This window comes from Streptomyces inusitatus, from assembly GCF_014651115.1.
Lineage (GTDB): Bacteria > Actinomycetota > Actinomycetes > Streptomycetales > Streptomycetaceae > Streptomyces > Streptomyces amakusaensis.
Window position 1 is genome coordinate 749638 of record NZ_BMWG01000002.1, and the last position, 13512, is coordinate 763149.

Annotated in this window: 13 protein-coding genes; 10 read left to right on the plus strand and 3 right to left on the minus strand. The window is 70.8% G+C overall.

Going from position 1 to position 13512, the window contains the following annotated elements; translation table 11 throughout:
* Window positions 1–39: 39 nt before the first annotated feature.
* The 4 genes from IE247_RS07260 (at window position 40) to fabF (ending at window position 3731) form a co-directional block, all read left to right on the plus strand.
* Entirely contained in the window at window positions 40–966 is a 927-nt protein-coding gene (locus IE247_RS07260) for an ACP S-malonyltransferase (RefSeq protein ID WP_190122132.1), read from the plus strand.
* A gap of 17 nt (window positions 967–983) precedes the next feature.
* Entirely contained in the window at window positions 984–1985 is a 1002-nt protein-coding gene (locus IE247_RS07265) for a ketoacyl-ACP synthase III (protein WP_190122033.1), read from the plus strand.
* 123 nt (window positions 1986–2108) lie between these two features.
* Window positions 2109–2363, plus strand: a complete 255-nt coding sequence (locus IE247_RS07270) for an acyl carrier protein (RefSeq protein WP_190122034.1) — start codon at window positions 2109–2111, stop codon at window positions 2361–2363.
* 105 nt (window positions 2364–2468) lie between these two features.
* Window positions 2469–3731: a beta-ketoacyl-ACP synthase II gene (fabF, locus tag IE247_RS07275; RefSeq protein ID WP_190122035.1), complete on the plus strand. Its 1263-nt coding sequence runs from the start codon at window positions 2469–2471 to the stop codon at window positions 3729–3731.
* 98 nt (window positions 3732–3829) lie between these two features.
* On the opposite strand, the gene IE247_RS07280 is transcribed toward fabF, so the two are convergent.
* A complete protein-coding gene (locus IE247_RS07280) occupies window positions 3830–4324 on the minus strand; it encodes a DUF3145 domain-containing protein (RefSeq protein WP_190122036.1) in 495 nt (164 codons plus the stop codon).
* Window positions 4325–4590: 266 nt separating this feature from the next.
* On the opposite strand from IE247_RS07280, the gene IE247_RS07285 reads away from it, so the two are divergent.
* From IE247_RS07285 to IE247_RS07300, 4 genes are all read left to right on the plus strand, one after another.
* A complete protein-coding gene (locus IE247_RS07285; protein WP_190122037.1) occupies window positions 4591–5517 on the plus strand; it encodes an SGNH/GDSL hydrolase family protein in 927 nt (308 codons plus the stop codon).
* Window positions 5518–5601: 84 nt separating this feature from the next.
* Window positions 5602–6879: a pyroglutamyl-peptidase I gene (locus IE247_RS07290; protein ID WP_190122038.1), complete on the plus strand. Its 1278-nt coding sequence runs from the start codon at window positions 5602–5604 to the stop codon at window positions 6877–6879.
* A 188-nt stretch (window positions 6880–7067) separates the two neighbouring features.
* Window positions 7068–7400, plus strand: a complete 333-nt coding sequence (locus IE247_RS07295) for a hypothetical protein (protein ID WP_190122039.1) — start codon at window positions 7068–7070, stop codon at window positions 7398–7400.
* Between the two features lie 11 nt (window positions 7401–7411).
* Window positions 7412–8137 carry a carbon-nitrogen hydrolase family protein gene (locus IE247_RS07300; RefSeq protein ID WP_190122040.1) on the plus strand — a complete coding sequence of 242 codons (726 nt, stop codon included), beginning with the start codon at window positions 7412–7414 and terminating at the stop codon, window positions 8135–8137.
* On the opposite strand, the gene IE247_RS07305 is transcribed toward IE247_RS07300, so the two are convergent.
* Window positions 8127–9050 (minus strand): EI24 domain-containing protein, encoded by a 924-nt coding sequence (locus IE247_RS07305; protein WP_190122041.1) that lies wholly within the window; start codon window positions 9048–9050, stop codon window positions 8127–8129. The genes IE247_RS07300 and IE247_RS07305 overlap by 11 nt on opposite strands.
* 160 nt (window positions 9051–9210) lie before the next feature.
* On the opposite strand from IE247_RS07305, the gene IE247_RS07310 reads away from it, so the two are divergent.
* Window positions 9211–11772 carry a M14 family zinc carboxypeptidase gene (locus IE247_RS07310; protein WP_190122042.1) on the plus strand — a complete coding sequence of 854 codons (2562 nt, stop codon included), beginning with the start codon at window positions 9211–9213 and terminating at the stop codon, window positions 11770–11772.
* A 90-nt stretch (window positions 11773–11862) separates the two neighbouring features.
* Here IE247_RS07310 and IE247_RS07315 read toward each other — a convergent pair whose 3' ends face one another.
* The gene (locus IE247_RS07315; RefSeq protein WP_190122043.1) at window positions 11863–12876 is read right to left on the minus strand and encodes an NADP-dependent oxidoreductase; all 1014 of its coding nucleotides are present in this window, start codon (window positions 12874–12876) and stop codon (window positions 11863–11865) included.
* 91 nt (window positions 12877–12967) lie between these two features.
* On the opposite strand from IE247_RS07315, the gene IE247_RS07320 reads away from it, so the two are divergent.
* A complete protein-coding gene (locus tag IE247_RS07320; RefSeq protein WP_190122044.1) occupies window positions 12968–13432 on the plus strand; it encodes a MarR family winged helix-turn-helix transcriptional regulator in 465 nt (154 codons plus the stop codon).
* The last annotated feature ends 80 nt before the right edge of the window (window positions 13433–13512 follow it).

Consider the following 13512-nt stretch of genomic DNA (forward strand, 5'->3'; position numbering starts at 1 on the left):
CACGGGCGGCCGAGGCCGTACACAAGAGAGAGTGTGAGAGTGCTCGTACTCGTCGCTCCCGGCCAAGGCGCTCAGACGCCCGGCTTCCTGACTCCCTGGCTCGACCTGCCCGGCGCGGCCGACCGTGTCAAGGCCTGGTCGGACGCCATCGATCTCGACCTCGTCCACTACGGCACCAAGGCCGACGCGGACGAGATCCGTGACACCGCCGTGGCCCAGCCGCTGCTGGTCGCGGCCGGTCTGCTGGCCGCCGCCGAGCTCGGCGAGCTGTCCCCGGGCGCCGTCGCGGGGCACAGCGTCGGAGAGATCACCGCCGCCGTCCTCGCGGGCGTGCTGGACGAGGTGTCCGCGCTCGGCTTCGTCCGGGCCCGCGGGCTGGCGATGGCCGAGGCCGCCGCCGTCTCCGAGACGGGCATGGCCGCCCTGCTGGGCGGTGAGACCGAGCAGGTCGTCGCGCATCTCGAAGGGCTCGGTCTGACCGCGGCCAATGTGAACGGCGCGGGCCAGATCGTAGCCGCGGGAACCGCCGAGCAGCTGGCCGCCCTGGCCGAGGACAAGCCCGAGGGCGTCCGCCGGGTCGTCCCGCTGAAGGTGGCGGGCGCGTTCCACACGCACCACATGGCACCGGCCGTGGCCGCCCTTCAGGCGCGTGCGGCACAGCTCACGGTCTCCGACCCGGTCGTGCCGTACATCTCCAACAAGGACGGCGCGGTCGTCTCCTCCGGCGCCGAGGTCGTCGCGCGGCTGGTCGGCCAGGTGGCCAACCCGGTGCGCTGGGACCTGTGCATGGAGACGTTCGCGGCACACGGCGTCACAGCGTTGCTGGAGGTCTGCCCCGGTGGCACGCTCACCGGAATCGCCAAGCGCGCGCTGCCCGGTGTGGCCACGCTGGCGCTGAAGACCCCGGAGAATCTCGACGCGGCGCGGGTGCTCGTCGCCGAGCACTCAGCCGCCGACGCAGCCTGACAAGGAGAGCCGTAGAGATGGCGAAGATCAAGCCCAGCAAGGGCGCTCCGTACGCACGGATCATGGGTGTGGGCGGCTACCGTCCCGTCCGGGTCGTGCCGAACGAGGTGATCCTCGAAACGATCGACTCCTCCGACGAATGGATCCGGTCCCGCTCCGGCATCGCCACCCGTCACTGGGCCTCCGAGGAAGAGACCGTGAGCGCGATGTCCGTGGAGGCCGCGGGCAAGGCGATCGCCGACGCCGGTGTGAGTCCGCAGCAGATCGGCGGCGTCATCGTCGCCACGGTCTCGCACTTCAAGCAGACCCCCGCGGTGGCCACCGAGATCGCGGACAAGATCGGCGCGATCAAGCCGGCCGCGTTCGACGTCTCGGCGGGATGCGCGGGCTTCGGCTACGCGCTGACCCTCGCCAAGGGCATGGTCGTCGATGGCTCGGCGGAGTATGTCCTGGTCATCGGCGTGGAGCGGCTGAGCGATCTGACCGATCTGGAGGACCGGGCGACGGCCTTCCTCTTCGGCGACGGCGCGGGCGCGGTCGTCGTGGGTCCCGCGAAGGAGCCGATGATCGGCCCGACGGTCTGGGGCTCGGAGGGCGACAAGGCCGACACGATCACGCAGACCGTGGCGTGGACCGAGTACCGCGACGGCACCGTGGACCGGTTCCCCGCGATTACGCAGGAGGGCCAGGCGGTCTTCCGCTGGGCCGTGTTCGAGATGGCGAAGGTCGCCCAGCAGGCGCTGGACGCGGCCGGAATCAGCGCGGACGACCTGGATGTCTTCATTCCGCACCAGGCCAATATGCGGATCATCGACTCGATGGTGAAGACTCTGAAGCTGCCGGAGCATGTCACGGTCGCCCGTGATGTGGAGACCACCGGCAACACCTCGGCCGCCTCGATCCCGCTCGCGATGGAGCGGCTCCTGGCGACCGGACAGGCCAAGAGCGGCGACACGGCGCTCGTCATCGGCTTCGGGGCGGGTCTCGTCTACGCGGCAACGGTCGTTACCCTCCCCTAGTCGAACCGGATCTTCCGGGCCGGTCTCCCGCTTCCGAGCGGATTCCGTTCCGGTTTACCCCGGAGTGGCTGCCGGATCCTCCGGACGCCTCACTCTCTGTTACAGAATCGAAGGAGCGCCACTATGGCCGCCACGCAGGAAGAGATCGTTTCCGGTCTCGCCGAGATCGTCAACGAGATCGCCGGCATCCCGGTCGAGGACGTTGAGCTGGACAAGTCCTTCACCGACGACCTGGATGTCGACTCGCTGTCCATGGTCGAGGTCGTCGTCGCCGCCGAAGAGCGCTTCGACGTCAAGATCCCGGACGACGACGTCAAGAACCTGAAGACCGTCGGCGACGCCGCGGAGTACATCGCCAAGAACCAGGTCGCCAAGTAGCCGGTCCGGTTCCCGGCACGGCCTGACCTCTCAGGCGCGCTTGTCGCCACCTTCCGGTGGCGTCGTGCACATTCAGCACCCCCTACACGTGGAGAATGAATTCCTGTGGACTCGACCAATCGCATTGTGGTCGTCACCGGTATCGGCGCAACCACACCGTTGGGTGGCGACAGCGCATCGACCTGGGAAGGCATGCTCGCCGGACGCTCCGGAGTCAAGCTCCTGGACGACGAGCGCTTCGCCGACCTCCCGGTCAAGATCGCCGCGCGTGCGGCGGTCGACCCGAGTGAGGTTCTGCCCCGTCCGCTCGCCCGCAAGCTGGACCGCTCGGCGCAGTTCGCGCTGATCGCGGCCCGGGAGGCGTGGGCCGACGCGGGTTACACCGCTCCGGCCGGCGAGGACGAGAAGATCGAGCCGGCGCGGCTCGGCGCGGTGATCGCGTCGGGCATCGGCGGTGTCACGACTCTGCTCGACCAGTACGACGTACTGAAGGAGAAGGGCTCGCGGCGGGTCTCCCCGCACACCGTGCCCATGCTCATGCCGAACGGCCCCTCGGCCAATGTGGGCCTGGAGGTGAACGCCCAGGCGGGCGTGCACGCCATGGTGTCCGCGTGCGCCTCGGGCGCCGAGGCCATCGGCTACGCCGTGGAGATGATCCGCAACGGCCGGGCCGATGTGGTGATCGCCGGCGGTACCGAGGCGGCCATCCACCCGCTGCCGGTGGCGGCCTTCGCCAACATGATGGCGATGTCCAAGAACAACGAGGAGCCCGAGAAGGCCTCGCGCCCCTACGACAAGGGGCGGGACGGCTTCGTCCTCGGCGAGGGCGCGGGCGTCGTCGTCCTGGAGTCGGCCGAGTTCGCGGCCCGGCGCGGTGCGCGGGTCTACTGCGAGGTGCTGGGCCAGGGGCTGTCCGCGGACAGCCACCACATCGCGCAGCCGGAGCCCGGCGGCCGGGGCATCGCGGCGGCGATGCGCCATCTGCTGGAGACCACGGACCTCAAGCCGGACCAGGTCGCGCACCTCAACGCGCACGCCACCTCGACGCCGCTGGGCGACATCGCCGAGATCAAGGCGCTGCGTCAGGTGCTCGGCGACGACCTCGACCATGTCGCGGTCTCCGCGACCAAGTCGATGACGGGTCATCTGCTGGGCGGCGCGGGCGGCATCGAGACCGTCGCGACGGTCCTGGCGCTGTACCACCGCCTCGCGCCTCCGACAATCAATGTGGACGAGCTGGACGAGGAGGTCGACGCCGACATCGTGCGCGGCGAGCCGAGGCCGCTGCCGCAGGGCACGATCGCGGCGATCAACAACTCGTTCGGGTTCGGCGGCCACAACGTGGTCCTCGCGTTCCGTACCGTCTGACCGACCGTCTGATCCGTTCGCCCGTAGACACGGACAGCTGAGGCCCGCATCCCCGGTGGGGGGTGCGGGCCTTGTCGTTCCTGTGGGGGGCGGCGGGGTCAGACCACCTGGTGGAGCCAGCGGACCGGCGCTCCCTCGCCCGCGTGACGGAAGGTCTCCAGCTCGTCGTCCCACGGCTTGCCGAGCAGCTTCTCGATCTCCGCCGCGAGATCGGTCTCGCCCTGGGCCGCCCGGAGCAGCGCGGCCCGCAGCCGGTCCTCGGGGATCAGGATGTCGCCGTGCATCCCCGTCACGGCGTGGAAGATGCCCAGCTCGGGGGTGGCGCTGTAGCGCTCGCCCTCCGCCGTGGCACAGGGCTCGGCCGTGACCTCGAAGCGCAGCAGATGCCAGCCCCGCAGCGCCGAGGCGAGTTTGGACGCGGTGCCCACCCGGGCCTGCCAGGAGAACTCCGCCCTCCAGGTGCCCGGAGAGGCGGGCTGGCGGATCCAGTCGAGCTGGACCCGCACCCCGAGCACCCCCGCCACCGCCCATTCGACGTGCGGGCACAGCGCGCGCGGTGCGGAGTGGATGTACAGAACGCCGCGTGTCGTCACCGGGACCTCCAGTGTGGGACGAGGATCGCCTTCCCAGCGGCCTCAGTAAACAGCATCAGGAGTTAATCTCCACAAAAGGGACAGCATGTGACGTGATGTAATTTACCGAAACAACCGGAGCGTCTGGGCACGATGCTCTGGGGCGACGGGGAAAAGCTACCGTGCGTAGGCGGCCGCGGGGTGACGTAATGTCGGTCCTGGGGCCGTACGCACCAAGCTTTCACTCGGCAGGACCTCGGGGGCGCCGGATTCGAAGGGGAACGGGGATGCGCGAGAAGCGCCAAGCCCATGCCATCAGACGGACGGGGGCGCGGCGGACCGCCGCCGCTCTGACCGCCGCCGCACTGCTCACGGCCGGTGCGCTCACCGGATGTGACATGTCGTCCGACTCCCGGGCCAATGGCGCGCCCGCCAAGAAGCCCCCGGCTCCGGCCCCGCCCTGGGACCGCAGCCCGGACACCATCGCCGCCGTCGGCGACTCCATCACCCGCGCCTTCGACGCGTGCGCGGTGCTCTCCGACTGCCCGGAGGCCTCCTGGGTCACCGGCACCGACGACACGGTGCGCAGCCTGGCGAGCCGGCTGATCGGCGAGCCGGCGGCCATCGCCGAGCGGGCCTGGAATTACGCCCGGACGGGTGCCGAGATGGCCGATCTCGGCGGGCAGATGAGCAGGGCCGCGGCCAGAAAACCCGATCTGGTCACGGTGATGGTCGGCGCGAACGACGCGTGCGCCGACTCGACTGAGCTGATGACACCGGTGGCGGACTTCCGGACCTCGTTCCAGGATGCGCTGCGGGAGCTGCGGCGAGCGGCTCCCAAGTCTCATGTGTACGTATCCAGCGTGCCGGATCTCAAACGGCTCTGGTCCACCGGCCGGGACGACGCGCTCGGCCGGGCGGTCTGGGATCTGGGCATCTGCGCCACCATGCTGGGCGACGCGGAGGATCTGAGCGCCAAGGCCGACCGCCGGCGGGCCCTGGTCCAGGGCCGGGTCGTCGCGTACAACAAGGTGCTGAAGGACGTCTGCGCCAAGGACGAGCGCTGCCGGTACGACGGCGGCGCCGTCTTCGAGCACCGCTTCACCGAAGAGCTGCTGAGCCGCTGGGACTGGTTCCATCCGAGCAAGGACGGACAGAGCGCCCTCGCCGAGATCGCCTACCGGAACATCACGGCGGCCCGCCCGCCGCTCTGACCCCTCAGGCCGAGAGGGCCGGATCTAGCCAGGAACATGATCATGGGGCGATACTTCCGCCACCCCCGACGGAAGGATCGCCCCATGTCCCCGATAAGCGCCCGAGCCGCCGTGATCGGCGCTCTGCTGCTGCCGCTGACCCTGACCGCCCCGCTGCCCGCCTCGGCCGCCGACGCCTCCCGGGCCCCGGCCCCGGCTCCGGCCCCGGCTCCGGCGGTCACCGTCGAGGAGGCGCGGCTCGACCGGGCCGTACCCCGGGAGATCCTGCGGCGGAGCGGTTTCGACACCGTGGCGCCCGGGTTCGCGAGGGCGCTGGACGGCGCGCGGAGCCACCGGCAGGCCGAGCGGGCGGTGGCGCGCCACGGCTCGGCGCTGTGGGAGCGCGCAGTGGACCGGGCGCAGGGGCGCGGGCCCTCGGTGGGCGATCTGAGCCGGGACGACGACCGTCCGCTGTACTGGGCGCGGCTGGCGATGACCCGCGAGCTGCGCCAGTGGCAGCCCGACTTCGGGGTGAGCGAGGACCGGCGGGCCCGCCTGCTGGACCGGCTGGAGCGCGCCTCGCGCGGCCAGGACTCGATGCACACGGGCGACCGTGACGGCGGCCGGAAGGGCCACCGGAACCTCAAGCGGATCGTGATGACGGGCTTCGACCCGTTCACCCTGGACCGGGACGTCCGGATCAGCAATCCGTCGGGGGCGACGGCGCTGGCGCTGGACGGGACCGTGATCCGTACGGCGGACGGCCCGGCCAGGATCGAGACGGCGGTCTTCCCGGTCCGCTGGCAGGACTTCGCGGACGGCTCGGTGGAGTGGACGCTGCGCGGGCAGCTTTCGCGGGCCGATCTGTTCACCACGGTCAGCCAGGGGCGGCCGGGCCGGATCGACATCGAGCGGACGAACGGGGCCTGGCGGGGCGGTTTCCCGGACAACGAGACGGTCTCGCGCACGGAGACGGTGCCGGTGAGCGATCCGGCCTCGCAGCCGCAGTGGACGTCCTCGACGCTGCCGCACACGGCGATCCTGGCCGCGGCCACGGGCCGCTTCCCGGTCTACGACAACACCTCGGTCAAGGAGATCCCGGCGGGCGGCACGGCGGTCGTGACCAACCCGGCCGGTCCGACGCCGGGTTCGACGGCCCGGGAGGGCGGCGGCGGCAACTACCTGTCGAACGAGATCGCGTACCGGGCGACGCTGCTGCGGGACCGGCTCGGGCTGGACGTCCCCGGGGGCCATGTGCACACCCCGGTGCTGGAGTTCGGTCCGGGGAACACCACGGAGATCACCGACCCGGTCTTCGTGAGGAACCGGCTGGACATCATCGCCCAGGTGCGGGAGATCATCCGGGTGGCGGCCGGGTCGTGACGGACCGGTGGCCGGACCGGTGGCCGGGCCAGTGATCACCGCATGGGCCGATCATGATTGCCGGGGGGTCGGCCAGGGGTAGCGTTCTGATGCCACGGCGGTACGGGGGGCCTCAAGGGTCCCCGTACCGGCCGAGCACACAGGCTCGAACGACGGACGCCGGCAGGCGTCTCGAAGGGAGCACGGTGATGGGCGGGGGAACGCATGAGGCACGGCTGTTGCCGTGGTCCAGTCCCGAGGGCAAGCCGTGTTATCTCGACGGCGACGGCACGGGCTACATCTCGCGGGTCGCGGACACCATAGAGAACGTCCAGCTCGGCATGGCGGGCGATTTGCTCGTCCACGCCGACGATCTGCTCGCGGAGGGCGGGGTCGCCCCGGACCGGCTGAGGCTGACGCTGGAGCAGCTCACCGAGGCGCTCCGCAATGTCCACCGCATCGCGGAGAGCCGGGGCGCGCGGCTGCCCGCGGCCCCCGAGGACCCCGCCGACCCCATGGACCCCGTGGACGATGTGGCGTAGATGATGGGCCCATGAAGATAGCAGCGGCTCAGTTCAGCTCCGTGCCCGGCGATGTCGGGGCCAATGTCGAGACCATGCGGGATCTGGTGCGTACCGCCTCCGAACAGGGGGTACGGCTGGTTGTCTTCGCCGAGTTGGCGGTGACGGGGTACGGCATGGAACTGATCGCCGGGGATCCCGGGCTGTGGCTGACGGAGGACGATCCCCGGCTCGGGCCGGTGCGCGAGGCGTGCCGGGAGACGGGGACGGCCGCCGTGGTCAACGCGGCGGTGCTGACCGCGGACGGGCGGCCCGGGATCAGTTCGCTGGTCATCGGGCCGGACGGGGAGCGGCTCGCCCGCTACGACAAGCGGAATCTGCACGGTGTGGAGCTGGACATCTGCGCGGCGGGCACGGAGGACGGCCGGTTCACGCTCGACGGCGTCCGTTTCGCGCTGGCCGTCTGCTACGACAACCGCTTCCCCGAGCTGGCCGAGCGCGCCCGGAAGGACGGCTGCCAGGTGTATCTGGCCAGCTCGGTGCTGGAGGAGGGGAACGACTCCTTCGAGTCGGTCTATCCCGTCCGCGCCCGGGAGAACGGGCTGTATGTGGTGATGGCCAACCAGGTGGGCCCCAGCGACATCGGCGTCTGCCCCGGCGACAGCGGGATCTGGGGCCCGGACGGTACTTCGCTCGCCACCGCCGCCCAGTCGGATCCCGGGCTCGCGGTGGCGGAGCCGGTGTTCGTCAGCCGTTGAGGTAGGGGTTTCCGGGGGCGGGGGCGCCCTGTCCGTGCCCCTGGCCGTATGCCTGGCCGTGTCCCTGGGGCGGGCCGTGGCCCTGCTGCGGGGAGGACCAGACCTGGGGCTGGGGCCGGTCTCCGGCCACCGGGTGGCCCGCGTCCGCCGCCGGGGGCTCCGGGGCGACCGGGGCGTCCGGGCGCAGCTCGCGGACCATCAGTGTCGCGCCCGCCACCGCGCCCGGCATCAGGAACACCGCGACGAACGGCACCAGATAGGCGAGCGCCAGCGGGACGCCGAAGCCCAGGGTCATCATCCGGCGGCCCTTGAGCAGCGCCAGCCGCTCCTTCAGCTCGACGCCCCGGCGCTGGAGGGCGACCGCCGTCAGCTCCTCCGCGAGGAAGTAGCCCGTGACACAGAAGCCGAGGACCGGCACCACGGTCTGGCCGACGACCGGGATGAATCCGGCGGCGAAGAGCAGCACTCCGTAGAACGTCACCCGCAGCACGATCCGCAGCGAGTCCCGCCCGGAGATCCAGAGGTCGCGCCAGAGCGACAGTCCCGACTCCGGGGCGTGGCCGCCGCTCTCGCCGCGGTCGACCTCCTCGGAGAGGGACTCGTAGAACGGCTGCCCGACCAGCAGGGTGACCGCGGTGAAGGTGATCACCGCGAGGAAGAGCCCGAGGACGAAGAGCAGGGCGGTCAGAAAGCCCCGGAAGAGGCCGTCCCACGGCGAGGACCAGTCGTCGGCGAACGGCGTCGCCCAGCCGACCAGGTCGTTCGCGCCGTAGGCGAGGCCGATGAGCGCGCCCGCGTACAGCACCAGGGTCACCAGACCGGGCAACAGCCCGATGCCGAACCAGCGGCCGTGTGCGCCGACCCAGCGCTGGCCCTTCATCAAGTAGCCGAAACCCGCCCCGAAATCACGCATGGGGCCACCCTATCCGGCCCGGTCGCGCACCCGTCCGGGAGCGATTCGTAGGAAACACCCCTTGATTGTTTCCGGCCTCACCAGGTAAACCCTGCGTACTGATCGTTGCGGCATACATGTCATGGCGATCGACCCCCGCTCCCCCCGGAGGGACTCACGCATGGGCATTTCCAGACCCGTCCTGGTCACCACCGCCGCGCTCGCCGTGGCCGTGCTGCTGGCCCCGGCCCCGGCGACCGCGCTCCCCGCTTCCGTCGCGCTCCCCGGAGAGCCTGGGCCGCCCGGCGGCCCCGGGCCCTCGCGCGAGCGCGGTGGCGGCGACCCGGCGCTTTCCAGGGCGCCACTTTCGGCCACCGCGGAGGCGCTCCGCCACGGGACCCCCTCGTTCGTCAAGGACCGGGGCTATCCCCGGCGTACGGCCCTCAAGTCCCCGGCGGCCAATCCCGCCGACAAGTCGATAAAGCTCGGTCTCATTCCGTACCACTCGATAGCGCCCCGCCTCAACGAGCTCCAGAAGCTGAGCGACCGGGTCAGTGTGGAGGTGGCCGGCAGGTCGGCCAACGGGCGTGAGCTGTATCTGGTCACCGTGACCGCGCCGGAGAGCGCGGGGCAGGTCCGCGAGCAGGAGCGGATGCGGGAGCGAATAGAGAACTCCCCCGCGTCGGCGGCCCGGGACAAGCAGCTGAAGTCCGCGTACAAGACGCCGGTCTTCATCAACAACAACATCCACGGCAATGAGTGGGAGGGCACGGACGCGGCCCTGAAGCTCATCGAGGAGCTGGCGAAGGCCAAGGACGCCAAGACGGCCGGGCTGCTGGCGAAGAACCGGATCTATCTCAATGTGACGGCCAACCCCGACGGCCGGGTCGCCGGCACCCGGGCCAACGCCAACGGCTTTGACCTCAACCGCGACTTCATCACCGCCTCGCAGCCCGAGTCCCGGGCGATCCGTCAGCTCGCGATCGACAAGCAGCCGGCCGTCATGCTCGATCTGCACGGGTATGTGAACGGCACCCTGATCGAGCCGACGACTCCGCCGCACGGCGAGAACTACGAGTACGACCTCTTCCTGAAGAACTCGTACGCCAACGCGCTCGGCATGGAGAAGGCCGTCAACGGGCTCGGCTACACCGCCGAGAAGGACGGTGTGAAGCCGGTCGAGATCCCCTTCCGGGACCAGACGGAGGGCTGGGACGACTGGCCGCCGATCTTCACCCCGCAGTACATGCCGTTCCAGGGCGCGGTGGCCTCGCACACCATCGAGTTCCCGATGCGGGTCAACAACCAGTCGTACGAGACACTGCCGGTGGAGGAGTTGCGCCGACGGTCCGCGATCAACACCGACATCGCGGGCGCGGCGATGCGCGCCACCCTCGACTACACCCATGCCAACCGGGGTTCGGTGATCGCCGACCAGATCGAGACCTTCCGGCGCGGTGCGGCGGGCGAGGCGCAGCGGCCGGTGTCGGAGGAGACGGTTCCGGGTGTGCCCGGGATCGGTCCCGAGGATGTCTACACGACGACTTTCCCCCGGGCCTATGTGATTCCGGCCGGGCGGGGTCAGCGCAGCGCCACGGCGGCGGGCCGGCTGGTGGACCATCTGGTCGCCAATGACGTACGCGTGGAGCGTGCGCTGATGTCGTTCCGGCTGGCCGGAAAGACGTATCCGGCGGGTTCGTACGTGGTGGACATGCGTCAGCCCAAGCGCGGCATCGCCAATGTGATCCTGGCCGAGGGCCGGGACATCAGCCCCGATGTGTCGGCGATGTACGACATCTCGGGCTGGAGCCTGGGGCTGCTGTGGGGCGCGACGGTGGACAAGGCCGTCAGCGGCGAGCTGCGGGTGCTGGGCCGTCCGGTCCGCGCCGCCGCGCCGACCGGTTCGGTGGCCCGCCACGGTGATCTGCGGCTGCGGCTGGACGACCCCCGGGAGCTGGCGGCGGTGAACTCGCTGCTGGCGCAGGGCGTCAAGATCCGGCGCACGGCGGACGGCGCGGCGATCGTGCCGGGCTCGGCGCGCAGGCACGCGGCCCTGGTCGCGGAGCGTTTCTCGGTGGTGTTCGACTCGACGAAGGAGCGCGGGGTCGCGCCTCTGGAGCGGACCCGGGTGGCCGCGGCGGGCACCGCGGGCGAGCAGTTCGCGCTGCGGGAGATGGGCTTCGACGTGGTGCCGGTGTCGACGGCGATCCTCAACGCGGGCTTCGACTGGCGGGGCGTCGACGCGCTGTTCGTGTCGACGGGTCTCAGCCACGCGGCTCTGACGCCGGCGGCGCGCGACGCCTTCCGGGACAGCGGGGTCGCGGTGGTCGGTCTGGGCGCGGACGGCGCGGCGCTCACCGGTGCGGCGGGGCTGTTGCAGGCCACCGCCGTGGAGGGCAACGGCGACGCCAACGGTGTGGTGCGGGTGTCGAACGCCGGCGGTGTGATCACCGGTGGCGCTCCGGGCCACACCTTCGTCTACTCGCCGGTGTGGTTCACCGGGCTCGGTTCGGGCGTACGGGTGGACCAGTCCTACGGCGGCGGCAATCCGCTGGTCTCGGGCCACTGGCGGGCGGGTGCCGACGGCACGGGCGGCCCGGCGGACGCGGCGGGCAAGCCGTCGGTCGTCAGCGGGACCTCGGCGACGGGGGCGAAGGTGGCGCTGTTCGGCACCGAGCCGCTGTTCCGCGCGCACCCGAAGGGTGTGTTCGCGCAAATCGGGCGCGCGCTGCTGAACCACTGAGTCACTGACCGGATCCGGACGAGCGGCGAAGGGCCGCACCCCCGCGTACCGCCGGGGGTGCGGCCCTTCGCCGTGCGGGTGCCGGACGGGTCAGACCGAGACGAGCATCTTTCCGGTGTTCTCGCCGCGCAGCATTCCGACGAACGCGTCGTAGCCGTGCTCGATGCCCTTGACCACGGTCTCGGCGTACTTCAGCTCACCGGCCGCGATCCAGCCGGCGGTGTCGCGGACGAACTCCGGCTGGAGGTCGAAGTGGTCGGTGACCAGCAGGCCCTGCATACGCAGCCGCTTGCCGATCATCAGGGGGAGATTGCTCGGGCCGGGCGCCAGTTCGGTGTCGTTGTACTGGGCGATCATTCCGCAGAGGGCGATCCGGCCGTGGAGCCTGAGCGAGCCGAGCGCGGCCTGGAGGTGGTCGCCGCCGACATTGTCGAAGTAGACGTCGATCCCGTCGGGCGCGGCCTGCTGGAGCTGTTCGGCGACGGAGCCGTTCTTGTAGTTGAAGGCGGCGTCGAAGCCGTACTCCTCGGTGAGCAGCTTGACCTTCTCGTCGGAGCCGGCCGAGCCGATGACCCGGGAGGCGCCCTTGATCCTGGCGATCTGGCCGACCTGGCTGCCGACCGCGCCCGCCGCGCCGGAGACGAAGACGGCGTCGCCCTCCTTGAAGGAGGCGGACCGCAGGAGCCCCGCGTACGAGGTGAGGCCGGTCATGCCCAGCACGCCCAGATAGGCGGAGAGCGGCGCGAGGGAGGCGTCGGCCTTGACGGCCTGCTCGGCGGGGACCTCGGCGTACTCCCGCCAGCCGAGGTTGTGCACCACATGGTCGCCGACGGCGAAGCCCTCGGCGGCGGAGGCGACGATCTCGCCTACCGCGCCGCCCTCCATCGGGTGGTCGAGCTGGAACGGCGGGAGGTAGGACTTCACATCGTTCATGCGGCCGCGCATGTACGGGTCGACCGAGAAGTAGAGATTGCGGACGAGGATCCTGCCCGGGCCGGGCTCGGTCACGGGGGCTTCGCGGAGGGCGAAGTCCTCCTTCTTGGGCCAGCCGAGCGGGCGGGCGACGAGCTGCCATTCGCGGCTGGTGGCGGGAAGTACGGACATGGCTCGCTGCCTCCTGAGGGATGTTTCACTTACTGAAACAACCATGCTGCGAATATTTTATATTGTCAAATATTTAACGTACGATGTCGCCATGGCTTCCCACTCCCGCCCCGACCCCGTGACACTCGACGTCATCGATCTGATCGGCGATGTGGTGGCCCGCTATCACGCGGAGTACGAGCAGGCCGCCGCCCAGCACTCGCTGACCGGCGCGCAGGCCAAGCTGCTGGGGCTGCTCACGCTGGAACCGACGCCGATGCGCCGGATAGCCCGGAAGCTGAAGTGCGAGCCGTCCAATGTCACCGGCATCGTGGACCGGCTGGAGCAGCGCGGCCTGGTCGAGCGCCGCGCCGACCCGAACGACCGCCGGGTGAAGATCGCCGCGGCGACCGACGAGGGCGTGCGCACGATCTGCCGGCTGCGGGACTCCCTGGACTTCGCCCGCGAGCCGCTGGCCGGGCTGACGGAGGGCGAGCGCGAGACCCTGCGGTACCTGCTGCGCCGCATGCTGGGCGAGACCCCGCCGGGCGAGGACCCCGCAGGACCGGCCGCCTGAGGCAGGTCCTGCGGGCCGGTCCTGCGGGCCGGTCCTGCGGGCCGGTCCTGCGGGCGGTCCTGAGGCCGGTCCTCCCGTCT